Genomic DNA, 14801 nt, shown 5'->3' on the forward strand with positions numbered 1-14801 from the left:
TGCCGCGACGATTGCGCTGTGGCGTGTCGTTCACCCGTGCTTGAGAGTCCCCGCCCTTTCACCAGCTTCTGCGATCAGATCCGCAACGGCATGAGAAAAGTAAACCGGGTTTCCTCACTGTCCGATTTCACGGTCAATGTGCCCTCGTGCGCCCTGGCGATCTCGGACGCGATATGCAGGCCGAGACCCAGGCCTTGAAGGCTTGCCCTTACGCGTCCGCGAAAGAAGGGCTGAAACAGATGCTCCATCGCTTCCGCCGAGATCGGCTCGCCCGCGTTGGAGACCGAAAGCTCGAACATGCCGTTGTCGGTGAGAGCCCGAACAAGTACCGGCTTGTCAGGCGCGCCATGCGTCAGCGCATTTCCAAGCAGATTTGAAACCAGTTGGCCGAGACGGGTTCGATCGCAGTTGATCGGCTGTGTTATCCGAAAATCGCTCTCGATGCGCCGGTCCGGCATCGCTGTCCGCAACTCATCGACCACTTGCTGCAGAACAGGCTCTATCGATGTGTCCGCATTCCTGCTCAGGGTAATGCCGCCGCCAAGCCTGCCTCGCGCAAAATCCAGGACGTTATCGATCAGGCCGGCCATGCGCAGGACGGTCGTCTCCATCATCTGCAAGACTTTGGTCTCGGTTTCGTCTTTTGGCTTGCGAAGCAGTATGCGGGCGCCTGCGCTGATGGAAGCGAGCGGATTTCTCAGGTCATGGCCGAGCACAGCGATGAACTGCTCCCGCAGTTCCGAGGTCTCACGCTCGCTTGTCAGGCTCGCCCGAGCGGCGGCCTCCTGGCTTCGACTTTGATCGCGGGCGTCGAGAAGCTCGCGCTCATATCGGCGACGTTCGGTCGCCCTGAGAAAAGTGATCCGCGTGGAGATCGGCTTTCCCTCGCTATCGCGGCGCTCCGCAGCGTTCACGATCATCGGCAGGAGGTCACCTTTTGCGGTGACGAGATCGAGTGCGACTTCATGAAAGAAACCCTGCATCCGCAGCAGCGGTGCAATGTGGGTTTCGTAAAACATGCGGCCTGCGATGTTCAGAAGGTGATGGAGTCGCTTGCCGAGTAACTCTTCAGGGCCATAGCCTGTCCAATTGCACAGCGTCTTGTTTACCTTGAAGATGCGTCCGCCCGGTTCGAGCGAGAGATAGCCGCAAGGCGCGTTTTCATAAAGGTCCTCAAGATCCTCTATGATGGATGAAGCCGGTACCGATGGTGTGAGTTCAGACAAAGGCGCGCATCGCCGCGATGACTTCATCCGGCGCACTCAGGTTTGGGCAGTGGCCCGTCGCATTCAAAATGACGAGCTTGCTTCCGGGGATGCGACGCTGGACGTACTCGCCGACTTCCGTCGAGGCAATGATGTCCTCAGAGCATTGCAGAACGAGCGTTGGCGTCGTCACTTTTGCGAGATCATCGCGATTGTCAGATGTGAAGGTGACGCGGGCAAAGTGCTTCGCGATATCGGGATCGGTTCGACAGAAGCTGTTGGTCAATTCTTCGCCCAGCTCCGGCCGGTCAGCATTGCCCATGATGGCCGGGGCCATCTGAGCCGACCATCCCATATGATTTGCCTCGAGGAATTCGAGCAGTTCCTCGATCTGGTTTGCGCTGAACCCGCCCCTGTAATCACCGTCATCGATATACCGCGCAGATGGGCCGACGAGTACGAGGCTTGAAAACAGACCTGGCGCTTTGAGCGAGGCCAGGATGCCAATCATCGCACTCACGGAGTGACCGACGAACACGGCGTCCTTCAAGTCCAGCTCTCTCCCGATCTCAATGAGGTCGTCCGCGTAGCCGGACAAGCTGCCGTATTTTACAGGATCGTACTTCGATAAATCAGAACCCCCCGCGCCGACATGATCGAACAGAACCGTTCGGAAACTGTTTCGGAAGGCTGGTTCGACAAATCGCCACATGTTTTGATCGCAGCCAAAGCCATGGGCAAAGACCATCGCCTTTTCCCCGGAGCCATTGATCCTGACATTGTTGCGGGCGGAAACGTTCATGAAAGATCCACTATCGGAGACCCGATACTATCGACCGGGTGCGGCGCTGAGGCAATGAGCCCGCCGGTCGCAAGCAATGCCAAAAGCGCCAGCCGCTCCAGTGCTTGCCTGTAATCTTCACGGCAGCGTGGGATGACTTCATTTATGTCGTGCTCTCGGTCGCGCGGCGGAGGCTTAGCGCTTTGCAGACGTCGAAATCGACTTCCATTTGTCAGCATCTGCGCCGTCCGCTTTCATAGAGGTATTGTAATACTTAAGGAGGAAGCGGAGGAGGTAAGAGTTCGCCTTCGAGTGATGAATGCGGGCGGTTGATTTAGGCCTCTACTTTCCCGGAGGCTCGATGTTCCGCGACACTTGTGCTGTGGCGCGCTGTCCACCCGTGCTTGCGAATCCTGATCCGTTCACCCACAATTTCGCCAAACTTTGAGCTGGGGGGATGGATGACGATTTTTCGAGCAGGGAATTTTCAGTTTGGATTGCTGCTGGCCGTCGCGCTGTCGGTGTCGATCGGGCCCGCCGCGGCTCAGGGCTACACGCCCGAACAAGAGCAGGCCTGCACCGGCGATGCGTTCCGGCTCTGCAGCTCCGAGATTCCCGATATCAGCCGCGTGACCGCCTGCATGGTCGCCAAGAAGTCCCAGCTCTCGCCGGCTTGCCGGGCGCATTTCAGGCCGGATCCAGAACCTCGCGAAGCTGCGGCCAGGCCGGTCGGCCGGCCGACGGTCATCCGGCCCGCAACGCCGCGCAAGGCCGTGAGCGCCAAGCCGCGCAAAACCAAAAAGCCGGCGAAACGCGCGATCTGAACGGCGCGGGCGACCTGACGACGCGGGCGATCTGACGGTATTACGTTATTTTAAGATTCGCTCGCGCTGCCGACGGACGCCTTGTTTGCGCCATCTGCAATGAACATCTCCTTGGGCCAAGAGGAGAGGGTTCATTGAGCAAACACCAAAAGGAACTGGACCGGCACTTCGCCTGGTTTCAGAAGAAGCTGCCGTCGGGGCCGGCGAAGTTCGTCGGCTGGGTACGCAAGCCGTCGTCGATCTATGTTCGGATTCCGCTCGCGCTTCTCCTGGTTGTCGGCGGCTTTCTCAGCTTCCTGCCAGTGCTTGGACTCTGGATGCTGCCGCTCGGACTCCTTTTGTTCGCGCAGGACGTACCGCCGCTGCGGAAGCCGATGGCGCAGGGACTCGGATGGATCGAGCGCAAATGGCTCGAACGCCAGCGCGCAAAGCTCGAACGCGAGCGCGCAAAAACCGTGCAATGAGCGATCAAGGCGCTTTGCAAGGCATTCAACCGATTCCGTTTTCGGTTGTGACCGTGCTCACACGTGTGACTCAAAAACCAGCCTTGTTGGCAATTACGTGGCTTCATCGCGGCATCCAGTAAATTTTTCTTTCGCGAATCAGCCCGGTGATTCATTTTCGACTTCTGGGGTCAACTGGAGGCCAAGATATGAACGTAATTGTTTTCGCATCACGTAAGGGGGGCTCGGGAAAGAGTACCCTGGCTGCTCACCTCGCTGCCCATGTTCACAAGGCAACGAAGCCCATCCTTCTGGTCGATGCCGACCCACAGGGATCGCTTACGCTCTGGCACAAATTGCGCGGCACCAACGAACCGCCGATCAAGGCCGCGGTGAATTCCGTCAGCGGCATCGTCGCTGCCGCCAAGCGCGACGGCATCGAATGGGTGTTCATCGACACGCCGCCTAACCTGTCGGCCGTCGTCGACGACGCGATCCGTAACGCCACGATGGTGATCATTCCGGCGCGGCCCGGCGTGTTCGACGTCAACGCGGTGCAGGAAACCATTCAGACCTGCCGCTCGGCGCGCAAGCCCTACGCGGTCGTGGTCAACGGCGCACCTGCCGAACGTGACGGCGCCGAGAGCCGCATCGTCACCATCGCACGTGAAGCCCTGGCGAAATTCCGTGCGCCGGTGTGGAGCGGCCAGATCACCAACCGCGCCGACCTGATCATGGCGCTGAGCCAGGGCGAAGGCGCCCGCGAATATTACGCGGAAGGCCGGGCGGCTGCCGAGATCACCAGGCTGTGGGGCGCGATCGAACGTTCGATCAAGGCGATCCGCGGGTCGGCGTCGGCTTCGGGCGCCATGCACAAGCAGGCGGCGTAACAACGCCGCTTTCTTTCCTGGATTGATTTTTCTTGACTGACAAAGACGCGCGGCGCTCCGCGCGTTTTTCTTTTTTGTGCGCTTGGCAACTTACTATCATCGTCATTGCGAGCGAAGCGAAGCAATCCATCTTTCCCCCGAAAGGAAAGATGGATTGCTTCGTCGCTTCGCTCCCTTGCGCAAACGCTTCGCGTTTGTCGCAGGCAATGACGGAGGAGGATATGGCTTACGCCACCATCAGCACGTAGAACACGACGACCGGCGACAGCGTCAGGATCACCGACCAGATGCCGACGGCCCACACAATGTCCTCGGTGGAAAAGCCCTGTTGAGGGATGGTGTTGTTGTTTTCGAAGTGCACGACGCGCCCCCGCGTTTTTGTTGCTCCTGATAGCTTGATAGGCGAGCGGTTTTAAAAACCCGGTTGCGATTTTGCTTGCATTTGACCGCGCCTGCTACCGCCGATTAACCAGCACGGTATCCTGGTTAACGGCTGGTGAGTGCGAAGCCGCAACTTCGAGCGAAGGCCCGACCGTGACATTAAAATTTTATCTGTAGGTTTCTCCTCAAAGAACATCACCGGGGGGAACCACAATGATCACGCACGACAAGAGATATCCGACCAGCGAACTCGCCCAGCGGGCGCATGACGTTCTCCTGGTGTCGTCGTTCGCCATCTGGGCGATGGTGCTCGGCTTCGCGCCGGTGCTGACCTATCGGCTGCTGGTCAGCTAAAGCGCATTGCTTCCGCTCGCAATCCAAGGCGAGCGGGGCCGAGTCATCACTCTTGGCGCGACGTTCAGGCCCGACGCAACAGCGGTGGCGTGCGCCGCTCGATTTCCTCATCCAGCAGCGCCGCGAGCTCCGCGCTCACCTCCACCATCGGCAGGCGCACTTCCGCACTGTCGATCAGTCCGCCGCGCTTGAGCCAATACTTCGCGGGCGCCGGGCTCGGCTCGGCGAACAGCAGGCGGGTCAGCGCGGAAATGGCCTTCCAGCATGCGCGTGCGCCATCGCGATCGCCCTGCTTCAACAGCGTCTGCACCGAGGCGAACGCTTCGGTCTCCAGATGCGCCGACAGCAGGATCGCGCCGTCTGCGCCGTCGGCGAGCGCTTCGTGATACAGCGCGTCCTCACCGGTCAGCACGCGAAAGCCGGGTGGCCGCCGACTTAAGAGGTCGATTGACTGCGCGCGGTCGGCGCCGCAATCCTTCATGCCGACGATGTTCGGATGCAAAGCGAGTTGCAGCAGCGTCTCGTTGGTGAGGCTGACGCCGGTCCGGTAGGGGATGTTGTAGAGCACGATCGGCCACGAGGCGTGATCGGCGAGCGCGGTGAAATGCTGCACCAGGCCGCGCTGCGAGGGGCGGATGTAATAGGGGCTCGCGATCAGATAGCCGTCGATCGGCCAGGTCGCCGTCTCATCCAGTGCATCCAAAAGCTTCGCGGTCGAGGCGCCGGACAGGCCCAGCAGGATCGGCAGGTGGCGACCGCTGCCGGATAGCTCGCTTCGTGTCACCGTCACCAGCCGCTCGAGTTCGTCCGTGCGGAGCGACATGCCTTCGCCCGACGTCGCCGCGAGAATGAAGCCGTCGACCGGGCCGGCCGCATAGTGCCTGACGAGCCGGCGTAGCGACGCCTCGTCGAGTTCGCCGTCGCGAAACGGCGTGATGAGCGGCAGCCACAGGTCCTGAAGGCGGCTTGTGAGGTCGTCAGTCAAAGGGGTAGTCATCGTTCCATCTCCTCATGGGGTGAGCCGGAGACGGGACCAATAAAAAAACCCCGTCCAGACGGCGGGGCTTTCGGGATCGCGGGTTGCGGCAGTTTAGCGCGCGCGTCGATCTCGGGTCCCCAGGTGGGGACCTTTTTTCGACGACAAGGCTGCGCACGAACTCGTGATCATGTGGGGATGATGGTGGCAGAGGATCTCGATGTCAATCCGCGTAGCAACATGACGCGTGGACGAAAAAAAAGCCGGGCCCAAGAGAGCCCGGCTTGAGGTATTGGCCACGTGAGGCCGACACAATCACCTTCCAAGAGGGATTACTGAACTGCCGCGCCACTGGAGGAGGGGGACATATGCGCGACGCGACCGCTCAGCGTTTGAGCACTATGATCCTCATCAGTGCTGTGCGGCAACCGTCCGAGCCGCATGTCTGACATGCGGTGAGCGGGCCCTCTATTAAATAGGCTAATCCGCAAAAGCGGGATGACGAAACCGTCACCCGCGCCCAGCTTCTTATGGAGCATAATCTTCTCGGAAAACGCTTTTCCCTCGGGACAAACGCGAAGCGTTTGCCCGGCGATCATGCGCTAGGAGGGCCAGCGCTGCGCCTTGCTCACCACGAAATCGCGGAACACCTGCACGCGTGCGACCGTCTTCAACTCTTCGGGATAGACGAAGTAGGTATCGATCGCGATCGAATCGGTTTCGCCGAACAGCTGCACCAGGCGGTTGTTTTCCTCGACCAGGTAATCGGGCAGGGCGGCGATGCCGAGCCCCTGCTGGCAGGCACGGACCAGTCCTAAGATATTGTTGACCTTAAAGTAGGCTTCGCGCGGGCCCGAGCCGTTGCGGCCGGCGTCGATCAGCCAGCTCCGGTTCTGCAGATGCACCGGAACCTGCGCGTCGCCCAGCATGATGATGCGGTGCGAGTCGAGGTCGTCGAGCGTCCGCGGCGTGCCGAAGCGCTTGATGTATTCGGGCGAGCAATAGGCATGGAAGCCGATCGAGAACAGCTTTCGCTGGATCAGGTCCGGCTGGGTCGGCTTGCGCGTCCGGATCGCAACGTCAGCCTCGCGCATCGACAGATCGAGATCCTCGTCGGTGACGATCAGGGAGATGCGGATATCAGGATAGAGCGCGGTGAACTCGTCGAGCCGCGGGATCAGCCAGTTGATGCCGAGCGCCGGCGGCGTGGTGATCTTGAGGTCGCCGCTCGGCCTCTCGCGGCTGTCGGTCAGCTTGGCGCGCGCCGCCTGCAACTGCATGAATACGTCATGCGCGGTGCGGAACAGCAGGTCGCCCTGTTCGGTGAGGATGAGCCCGCGCGCGTGGCGGTGGAACAGCGACACCGCGAGCTCCTGCTCCAGCGCGCTGACCTGTCGCGATACCGCCGATTGCGAAAGCCCGAGCTGTTCGCCGGCATGGGTAAAGCTTCCCGCCTCCGCAGCCGCGTGAAAGACTTTCAGCTTGTCCCAATCCATATCCGATCCGTCCCGTGATCTAGGCATGATTATTCTGCCGCCGCGCGATCGCTCGCGCGCAAAGCCAGGAAACGTTCGGCCTCAAGGGCCGCCATGCAGCCGAGCCCGGCCGCCGTGACCGCCTGCCGGTAGGTTTCGTCCGCGACGTCGCCGGCAGCGAACAGGCCGGGGATCGAGGTGGCCGTCGAGTTCGGCGCCACCTCGACATAGCCTGATGATTTCAGCTTGATCTGGCCTTTGACGAGGTCGGTGGCGGGCGCGTGGCCGATGGCGATGAAGACGCCGTCGGCCGGCACTTCCGTCAGCGTGCCGCTCTTGACGTTCTTCAGCCGCACATGGGTGACCTTGCCCGGGTTTTCGGTGCCGCAGATTTCGTCGATCGCGGAATCCCAGATCACCTTGATCTTGGGGTTCTTGAACAGGCGATCCTGCAGGATGCGCTCGGCGCGGAAATGATCGCGGCGATGCACGATCGTGACCTGCGAGGCGAAGTTGGTCAGGAACAGCGCTTCCTCGACCGCGGTGTTGCCGCCGCCGACCACCATCACTTCCTTGCCGCGGTAGAAGAAGCCGTCGCAGGTCGCGCAGGCCGAGACACCAAAGCCTTTGAATTTTTCTTCCGAGGGAATGCCGAGCCAGCGCGCCTGCGCGCCGGTGGCGAGGATGACGGTTTCCGCCAGATAGACGTCGCCGCTGTCGCAGGTCAGCCGGAACGGCCGCTGCGCGAGTTCGAGCTTGCTGACGAGGTCGGTGACGAGCTTGGTGCCGACATGCGCCGCCTGCTTCTCCATCTGCTCCATCAGCCACGGGCCCTGGATGACGTCGGCGAAGCCGGGATAGTTTTCCACGTCGGTGGTGATGGTGAGCTGTCCGCCGGGCTGGATGCCCTGGATCAATACGGGTTCGAGCATCGCGCGCGCCGCGTAGATCGCCGCGGTGTAACCGGCGGGGCCGGAACCGATAATGACGACCTTGGCATGGATAGGCGCGGGCATCGGCGGATCCCTCTCTTATTCGGGGGTTTTCAGTGACTTCAGCAGAAAGCGCCCGGAAGGACGTCGCGGGGCGCTGAAAGTGTCAAATCCAAGTCTAGGATATCTGGGTAGCTATGCAAGAATTGCAATTCATCCCAGCGAATTTTCCCCGGAACTGAAGTCACATTCGCGAAATGTGGCGGTGCACGCGCAATAAAATTGCGCAAGCCGCGCGCTGTGCGCTAAGAGAGTTGCCAGTAAGGTCTGCCCAGCGCAGCCAAATTAGGGAACCCGACGCGCGTGTCGAAGAATCTTGACGAAATCGACCTCAGAATCCTTTCCGAAATCCAGGCGGACGGCCGAATCACCAACGTGGAACTGGCCAAACGCGTCGGTATTTCCCCGCCACCCTGCCTACGCCGGGTCCGCACGCTGGAGGAGGAAGGATACATCCAGGGCTATCGGGGCCTGCTGGATCCGCGGCGGCTCGGCTTCGACGTCACGGTGTTTGCCTCCGTCCACCTGTCCAGCCAGGCGGACTCGGATTTGCGCGCGTTCGAGGATTTCGTCCGCGCCGAGCCGTTGGTGCGGGAATGCTGGATGCTGTCGGGCGAGGTGGATTTCATCCTCAAATGCGTCGCGCCCGACATGGCGACGTTTCAGGATTTCGTCACGCATCTGACGGCAGCCCCCCACGTGCGCAATGTGCGGACGTCGCTGGTGCTGCACAATTCGAAATATGAAGCGGCGGTGCCGCTCGATGTGAAGGTGGCGGGTTAAAGCGAGAGCGCGCGGAATTTTCGTAGGGTGGGCAAAGCGAAGCGTGCCCACCATTTTTTTCTACACCGAAGAAAGGGTGGGCACGGCGCAAGTGCGCCTTTGCCCACCCTACGAGTCCACGGGTCTCGACTTACTTCTTGCGCATCGCGTCGACGCTGTACGGTCCGCCGCCCGCGGTCGAAAGATACAGACAGGCGAAGCAGAACAGGATCGCGAGCGTGCCGCCGTTGATGAGCGGGAAGAAATTCCTCGGCGCATGACCGATGAAATAAGCAAAGGCCATCTCGCCGGCAAGAATGAAGGCGACGGGCCGTGTAAACAGTCCGACCAGCAAAAGCGCGCCCAGAACCAACTCGATCGCACCGGCGGCGCCCGATAGCGACATCAATTGCACCTTGTTGAGGAAGGCGTAAGCGTTACCGTCCGGAATTACCGGAAACTTCAGAATTTTCGCGACGCCGAATTGAAACAGCAGCAGCCCCGTGATGAAGCGAAACAGGCTCAGCGCTGTCGGCTCCCATTTCGCGAGCATCTTGTCGATTTGGTCCATGTCATAGTCCCCCTTGTTTGACGCACTTACTAACATCACGACATTACACGGTGTTGCCCGATTGCGTGTGATGCAGGCACAACACCCCCAAGATTGAATCATTCCCTTCGCAAGTCATCGCTTCACGGCATTGTCGCGATTGCAGCGCAACAAGATGCCGCCGGAAGCAACGGAGCCTGCCGCTCGCCGCGCGCCTTGCGGCGAAAACGGCAAGACCTGCAGCGCCGGCGCCTCGTCCATTTAGTTATGATTTATAAGCATTGTCCGGAGTCGGATTATTATGGAATCCGCCGCATCTCCACTCACAATCCTGTCAGCGCGGCGGCAATAAAAAAGCCGCGTCGAAACGCGGCTTTGTCGCAACAGTTACTCGCAGGTGACTACAGCATGATCCGGACCCGAAGGGCCGCGTTAGCGCTAAGTGGATACCGGTTTTCCCTCGCGACAAACGCGGAACGCGTTTGCGCGGAGATCATGCTCAGATCAAAAGAGATAGAGCGGGATGACGATGTCATCGGGATGACGATGTCGTCGCGCTCTATCGCCACTCGACCTTGGTGATCTCGTAGGCCTTGGCGCCGCCCGGCGCCACGACTTCCACCGTCGAGCCCTTTTTCTTGCCGATCAGGGCGCGGGCCAGCGGCGAGGTGATCGAGATACGGCCCTTCTTGGCGTCGGCTTCGGGCTCGCCCACGATCTGCCACACCGTTTTCTTCTCGGTGTCTTCGTCGACCAGCGTGACAGTGGCGCCGAACTTCACGGTGTCGCCCGAGAGCTTGCTGATGTCGATAATGTCGGCGCGCGCCAGCTTGTCTTCGAGCTCGGCGATGCGGCCTTCATTGTGCGACTGCTCTTCCTTGGCGGCGTGATATTCCGCGTTTTCCGAAAGGTCGCCATGCGAGCGCGCCTCGGCGATATGCTCGATGATGCGCGGACGCTCCACCGACTGGCGCTGCTTCAACTCGACCTCCAGGGCGGCATAGCCGCTCGCGGTCATCGGTACCTTTTCCACCATATCTTCCGTCCTTCCATCGTGCGAACCGCCCAGGGCGTCGCGCGCACGAGGCACTTTTTAGATTTCAATTCGGGCTTTCATGGCCCAACGCGAGCCCGCCAGCCTATTAATTTCGGCCCGCTCAAGGGCCGATTCAACATCCAAACGGGCGGTGAGTTCCGGCCATACGGCTTTATTGCCAATCGTTTGGCGGGCATTTGGCCCAGCCAACGATCAGTTTTCGGAAAAGTAGCTCTGCAGCGTGCGGACCTCAAGGTCCCCGCCCAGATAGGCACGGATGCCCTGGGCGGCCGCCACAGCACCTGAAAGAGTGGTGTAATATGGCACTTTATGCAAGAGGGCAGCCCGCCGCAGCGAACGGCTGTCGGCCAGCGCCTGCGGCCCCTCGGTGGTGTTGAAAACGAGCTGGATGTCGCCATTGGTGATGGCGTCCACGATGTGCGGCCGTCCTTCCAGCACCTTGTTGACCTTCTCGGTTGGAATGCCGTTGTCGGTCAAGAAGCGCTGGGTGCCCGAAGTGCCCATCACCTTGAAGCCGAGCGAATGCAGCAGCCGGACCGCTTCGGTGATGCGGTTCTTGTCGGTCTCGCGCACCGAGACGAACACCGTGCCCTTGCGCGGCACGCGGGTGCCGCCGCCAAGCTGGCTCTTTGCGAACGCCACCTCGAAGGAGCGGTCGATGCCCATGACCTCGCCGGTCGAGCGCATCTCCGGACCGAGCACGGTGTCGACGCCGGGGAAACGTGCGAAGGGGAAGACCGACTCTTTCACGCCGACATGGCCGAGCTGCTTCTTCTTCAGCTTGAAATCGGCGAGCTTCTCGCCGGCCATGATCCGTGCTGCGATCTTCGCCACCGGCGTGCCGACGACCTTGGCGACGAACGGCACGGTGCGCGACGCCCGCGGATTGACCTCGAGCACGTAGATCTCGCCGTCCTTGATCGCATATTGCACGTTCATCAGGCCGACGACGTCGAGGCCGAGCGCGAGCTCGCGGGTCTGCCGCTCGAGCTCCTCGATCATCTTTCCATCCAGCGAATGCGGCGGCAGCGAACAGGCGGAATCGCCGGAGTGAATGCCGGCTTCCTCGATATGCTCCATGATGCCGACGATGAAGGTGTCCTTGCCGTCGCACAGGCAGTCGACGTCGATCTCGGTGGCGTCGGACAGATAACGGTCGAACAGCAGCGGATTGGTGCCGAGCACCGTATTGATCTGGCCGGTCTTGTCGTTCGGGTAGCGCGCCTTGACGTCGCCGGGCACCAGTTCGGGCAGGGTGCCGAGCAGATAATCGTTGAGCTGGTTCTCTTCGCGGATGATCTGCATCGCACGGCCGCCCAGCACATAGGACGGGCGCACCACCAGCGGCAGGCCGAGATCGGCCGACACCAGCCGCGCCTGCTCGACCGAATAGGCGATGCCGTTCTTGGGCTGCTTTAATCTCAGCTTGTCGAGCACCCGCTTGAAGCGGTCGCGGTCTTCGGCGAGGTCGATGGCGTCGGGCGAGGTGCCGAGGATCGGCACGTCGGCGGCTTCCAGCGCACGCGCGAGTTTGAGCGGGGTCTGGCCGCCGAACTGCACGATCACGCCATGCAGCGTGCCGTTCTGCCGTTCGGTGGCGATGATTTCCAGCACGTCCTCGGCGGTGAGCGGCTCGAAATAGAGCCGGTCGGCGGTGTCGTAGTCGGTCGACACCGTCTCCGGATTGCAGTTGACCATGATGGTCTCATAGCCGGCGTCGGCGAGTGCGAAGCAGGCGTGGCAGCAGCAATAGTCGAATTCGATGCCCTGGCCGATCCGGTTCGGGCCGCCACCGAGGATGACGACCTTCTTCTTGTCCGACGGTGCGCTCTCATCGGCGAGCGCGCCCGCGAACGGCGCCTCATAGGTCGAATACATGTAGGCGGTGGGGGAGGCGAATTCCGCGGCGCAGGTGTCGATGCGCTTGAACGCCGGACGAACGCCGAGCGCGTGACGTTTTGCGGTGATCTCGGCCTCGGTGGACTCAGACAGCACGGCCAGCCGCGCGTCCGAAAAACCCATCGCCTTCAGCATGCGCATGCCGTAGCCGTTCGGCGGCAGGCCGTTCGCCTTGACCTTTGCTTCCATGTCGACGATGCCGCGCATCTCGCTGAGGAACCACGGATCGATCTTGCAGGAATTGAAGATCTCCTCGTTCGACCAGCCGAGCCGCATCGCCTGCGCCACCTGCAGGATGCGGTTCGGCGTCGGCGTGCCCAATGCAGCGCGGATCGCGTTCTTGTCGTCGCCGCGGCCCAGCCCCTCGATCTCGATCTCGTCGAGCCCGGTCAGGCCGGTCTCGAGCCCGCGCAGCGCCTTCTGCAGGCTCTCCTGGAAGGTGCGGCCGATCGCCATCACTTCGCCGACCGACTTCATCGACGTCGTCAGCGTGGTGGAGGCGCCGGGAAATTTCTCGAACGCGAAGCGGGGAACCTTGGTGACGACGTAATCGATCGTCGGCTCGAACGAGGCGGGCGTCGCGCCGCCGGTGATGTCGTTGGCGATTTCGTCGAGCGTGTAGCCGACCGCGAGCTTGGCGGCGACCTTGGCGATCGGAAAGCCGGTGGCCTTGGAAGCCAGCGCCGAGGAGCGCGACACGCGCGGGTTCATCTCGATCACCACCATGCGGCCGTCGTCGGGATTGACGCCGAACTGCACGTTGGATCCGCCGGTCTCCACTCCGATCTCGCGCAGCACCGCCAGCGAGGCGTCGCGCATGATCTGGTATTCCTTGTCGGTCAGCGTCAGCGCCGGCGCCACCGTGATGGAATCGCCGGTGTGCACGCCCATCGGATCGAGGTTCTCGATCGAGCAGACGATGATGCAATTATCCTTCTTGTCGCGCACCACCTCCATCTCGAACTCTTTCCAGCCGAGCACGGATTCCTCGATCAAAACTTCGTTGGTCGGGGAAGCGTCGAGGCCGCGTTCGATGATGTCGAGGAACTCTTCCTTGTTGTAGGCGATGCCGCCGCCGGTGCCGCCCATGGTGAAGGAGGGGCGGATGATAGCGGGCAGCCCGATTTCGGACAGCGCCATCAGCGCTTCGCCGAGCGCGTGCTCCTGGTAGCGCTTGCGGCGCTCGTTCTCGCCGAGCGTCCATTGCCGCTCGCACTCTTCCAGCGCGGCGCCCGACAGCTTTTCGCGTTCGGCGAGGTATTTGTCGCGGTAGGACTTCTTCAGCGCCGAGGCGTTGGCGAGCCGCGACTTCGGCGTCTGCAGGCCGATCTTCTCCATGGCGTTGCGGAAAAGCTGGCGGTCTTCAGCCTTGTCGATGGCATCGGCGGTGGCGCCGATCATCTCGACGTCGAATTTGTCGAGCGTGCCCTGCCGGCGCAGCGATAGCGCGCAGTTCAGCGCGGTCTGGCCGCCCATGGTCGGCAGCAGCGCAAAGCCGCCCGGGATAACGTGGCGTTCCTTCTCGATGATCTTGGCGACGATTTCGGGGGTGATCGGCTCGATATAGGTGGCGTCCGCCAATTCCGGGTCGGTCATGATGGTGGCCGGATTGGAATTGACGAGGACGATGCGGTAGCCCTCTTCCTTCAGCGTCTTCACCGCCTGGGTGCCGGAATAGTCGAATTCGCAGGCCTGGCCGATCACGATGGGACCGGCGCCGATGATCAGGATGGTGGAGATATCTGTTCTTTTGGGCATCAGCTCTCAGACTGGATTTTAGGCACAAAAAAAGGGCGCGCATGCTGCGCGTCCCCTAAGCCAAGAGCGCGGGTCACCCTCGCGCGCGGGTGGTCTTTAGACCAGATTCCGCACCCGCGAAACCCCCAAAAACGGGCCATCAACGGGGAAATTAGGGGATTTGGCGCTCGGTCCGCCTTCGCTCTACGGGGCGGCCCCGGTCCGTCTACGCTTTCGCTTTGCTCAAGCTACGCCGGACACGCTTTGCCCCGCCGGTCTCCGGCGTGGCTGCGCCACGCGTAGCCCGTCAGGGCGAAGCGTGGAGGCCCGGCCTGGATTTGAACCAGGATAAAGAGCATTGCACTGCTCCCGCGTCGTCGCTTCCGCCACCGGGCCGCAGGCATCATCGCCGATCACGGCGCGGTGAACCATACCTTACCGCGCTTTAGGGTTAACAACCTTAGGGCGCAGCAGG

Annotated in this window: 14 protein-coding genes and 1 tRNA gene; 5 read left to right on the forward strand and 10 right to left on the reverse strand. The window is 61.5% G+C overall.

Annotation, left to right across the window (positions count from 1 at the left end; all coding sequences use genetic code 11):
• Positions 1 to 74: 74 nt before the first annotated feature.
• On the reverse strand, positions 75 to 1226 hold the full coding sequence (locus KIP88_RS24865) for a PAS domain-containing sensor histidine kinase (protein ID WP_249790996.1): 1152 nt from the start codon (positions 1224 to 1226) through the stop codon (positions 75 to 77).
• Entirely contained in the window at positions 1219 to 2007 is a 789-nt protein-coding gene (locus KIP88_RS24870; protein WP_214490668.1) for an alpha/beta fold hydrolase, read from the reverse strand. The genes KIP88_RS24865 and KIP88_RS24870 overlap by 8 nt, the downstream gene beginning before the upstream one ends.
• 440 nt (positions 2008 to 2447) lie before the next feature.
• Here KIP88_RS24870 and KIP88_RS24875 point away from each other — a divergent pair, with 440 nt between their 5' ends.
• From KIP88_RS24875 to KIP88_RS24885, 3 genes are all read left to right on the forward strand, one after another.
• Entirely contained in the window at positions 2448 to 2810 is a 363-nt protein-coding gene (locus KIP88_RS24875) for a hypothetical protein (RefSeq protein ID WP_214490669.1), read from the forward strand.
• A 134-nt stretch (positions 2811 to 2944) separates the two neighbouring features.
• Positions 2945 to 3274: a hypothetical protein gene (locus KIP88_RS24880; RefSeq protein WP_214490670.1), complete on the forward strand. Its 330-nt coding sequence runs from the start codon at positions 2945 to 2947 to the stop codon at positions 3272 to 3274.
• Positions 3275 to 3462: 188 nt separating this feature from the next.
• Positions 3463 to 4143, forward strand: coding sequence for a ParA family protein (locus tag KIP88_RS24885; RefSeq protein ID WP_214490671.1), 681 nt, complete (start codon positions 3463 to 3465; stop codon positions 4141 to 4143).
• Positions 4144 to 4369: 226 nt separating this feature from the next.
• Here the strand turns inward: KIP88_RS24885 and KIP88_RS47905 are convergent, their stop codons facing one another.
• Entirely contained in the window at positions 4370 to 4504 is a 135-nt protein-coding gene (locus tag KIP88_RS47905) for a hypothetical protein (RefSeq protein ID WP_283848527.1), read from the reverse strand.
• 233 nt (positions 4505 to 4737) lie between these two features.
• Here KIP88_RS47905 and KIP88_RS24890 point away from each other — a divergent pair, with 233 nt between their 5' ends.
• Complete coding sequence (locus KIP88_RS24890; RefSeq protein WP_214490672.1) at positions 4738 to 4878, forward strand: hypothetical protein; 141 nt, start codon at positions 4738 to 4740, stop codon at positions 4876 to 4878.
• Positions 4879 to 4942: 64 nt separating this feature from the next.
• Here the strand turns inward: KIP88_RS24890 and dapA are convergent, their stop codons facing one another.
• The 3 genes from dapA to trxB all read right to left on the reverse strand — a co-directional run bounded on the left by dapA (position 4943) and on the right by trxB (position 8345).
• Entirely contained in the window at positions 4943 to 5875 is a 933-nt protein-coding gene (dapA, locus tag KIP88_RS24895; RefSeq protein WP_214490673.1) for a 4-hydroxy-tetrahydrodipicolinate synthase, read from the reverse strand.
• Positions 5876 to 6456: 581 nt separating this feature from the next.
• A complete protein-coding gene (locus KIP88_RS24900) occupies positions 6457 to 7377 on the reverse strand; it encodes a LysR family transcriptional regulator (protein WP_214490674.1) in 921 nt (306 codons plus the stop codon).
• 2 nt (positions 7378 to 7379) lie between these two features.
• Positions 7380 to 8345: a thioredoxin-disulfide reductase gene (gene trxB / locus KIP88_RS24905; RefSeq protein ID WP_214490675.1), complete on the reverse strand. Its 966-nt coding sequence runs from the start codon at positions 8343 to 8345 to the stop codon at positions 7380 to 7382.
• 279 nt (positions 8346 to 8624) lie between these two features.
• Between trxB and KIP88_RS24910 the strand changes: the two genes are divergently transcribed.
• Positions 8625 to 9104 (forward strand): Lrp/AsnC family transcriptional regulator, encoded by a 480-nt coding sequence (locus KIP88_RS24910; RefSeq protein WP_214490676.1) that lies wholly within the window; start codon positions 8625 to 8627, stop codon positions 9102 to 9104.
• Positions 9105 to 9234: 130 nt separating this feature from the next.
• Here KIP88_RS24910 and KIP88_RS24915 read toward each other — a convergent pair whose 3' ends face one another.
• The 4 genes from KIP88_RS24915 to KIP88_RS24930 form a co-directional block, all read right to left on the reverse strand.
• Entirely contained in the window at positions 9235 to 9645 is a 411-nt protein-coding gene (locus tag KIP88_RS24915) for a DoxX family protein (protein ID WP_214490734.1), read from the reverse strand.
• A 547-nt stretch (positions 9646 to 10192) separates the two neighbouring features.
• On the reverse strand, positions 10193 to 10669 hold the full coding sequence (gene greA / locus KIP88_RS24920; RefSeq protein ID WP_214490677.1) for a transcription elongation factor GreA: 477 nt from the start codon (positions 10667 to 10669) through the stop codon (positions 10193 to 10195).
• Positions 10670 to 10882: 213 nt separating this feature from the next.
• Positions 10883 to 14347, reverse strand: coding sequence for a carbamoyl-phosphate synthase large subunit (gene carB, locus KIP88_RS24925; protein WP_214490678.1), 3465 nt, complete (start codon positions 14345 to 14347; stop codon positions 10883 to 10885).
• A 299-nt stretch (positions 14348 to 14646) separates the two neighbouring features.
• Positions 14647 to 14722: transfer RNA gene (locus tag KIP88_RS24930), tRNA-OTHER, on the reverse strand.
• Positions 14723 to 14801: the final 79 nt, after the last annotated feature.

Source organism: Bradyrhizobium sp. SRL28 (genome assembly GCF_018596315.1).
GTDB lineage: Bacteria > Pseudomonadota > Alphaproteobacteria > Rhizobiales > Xanthobacteraceae > Bradyrhizobium.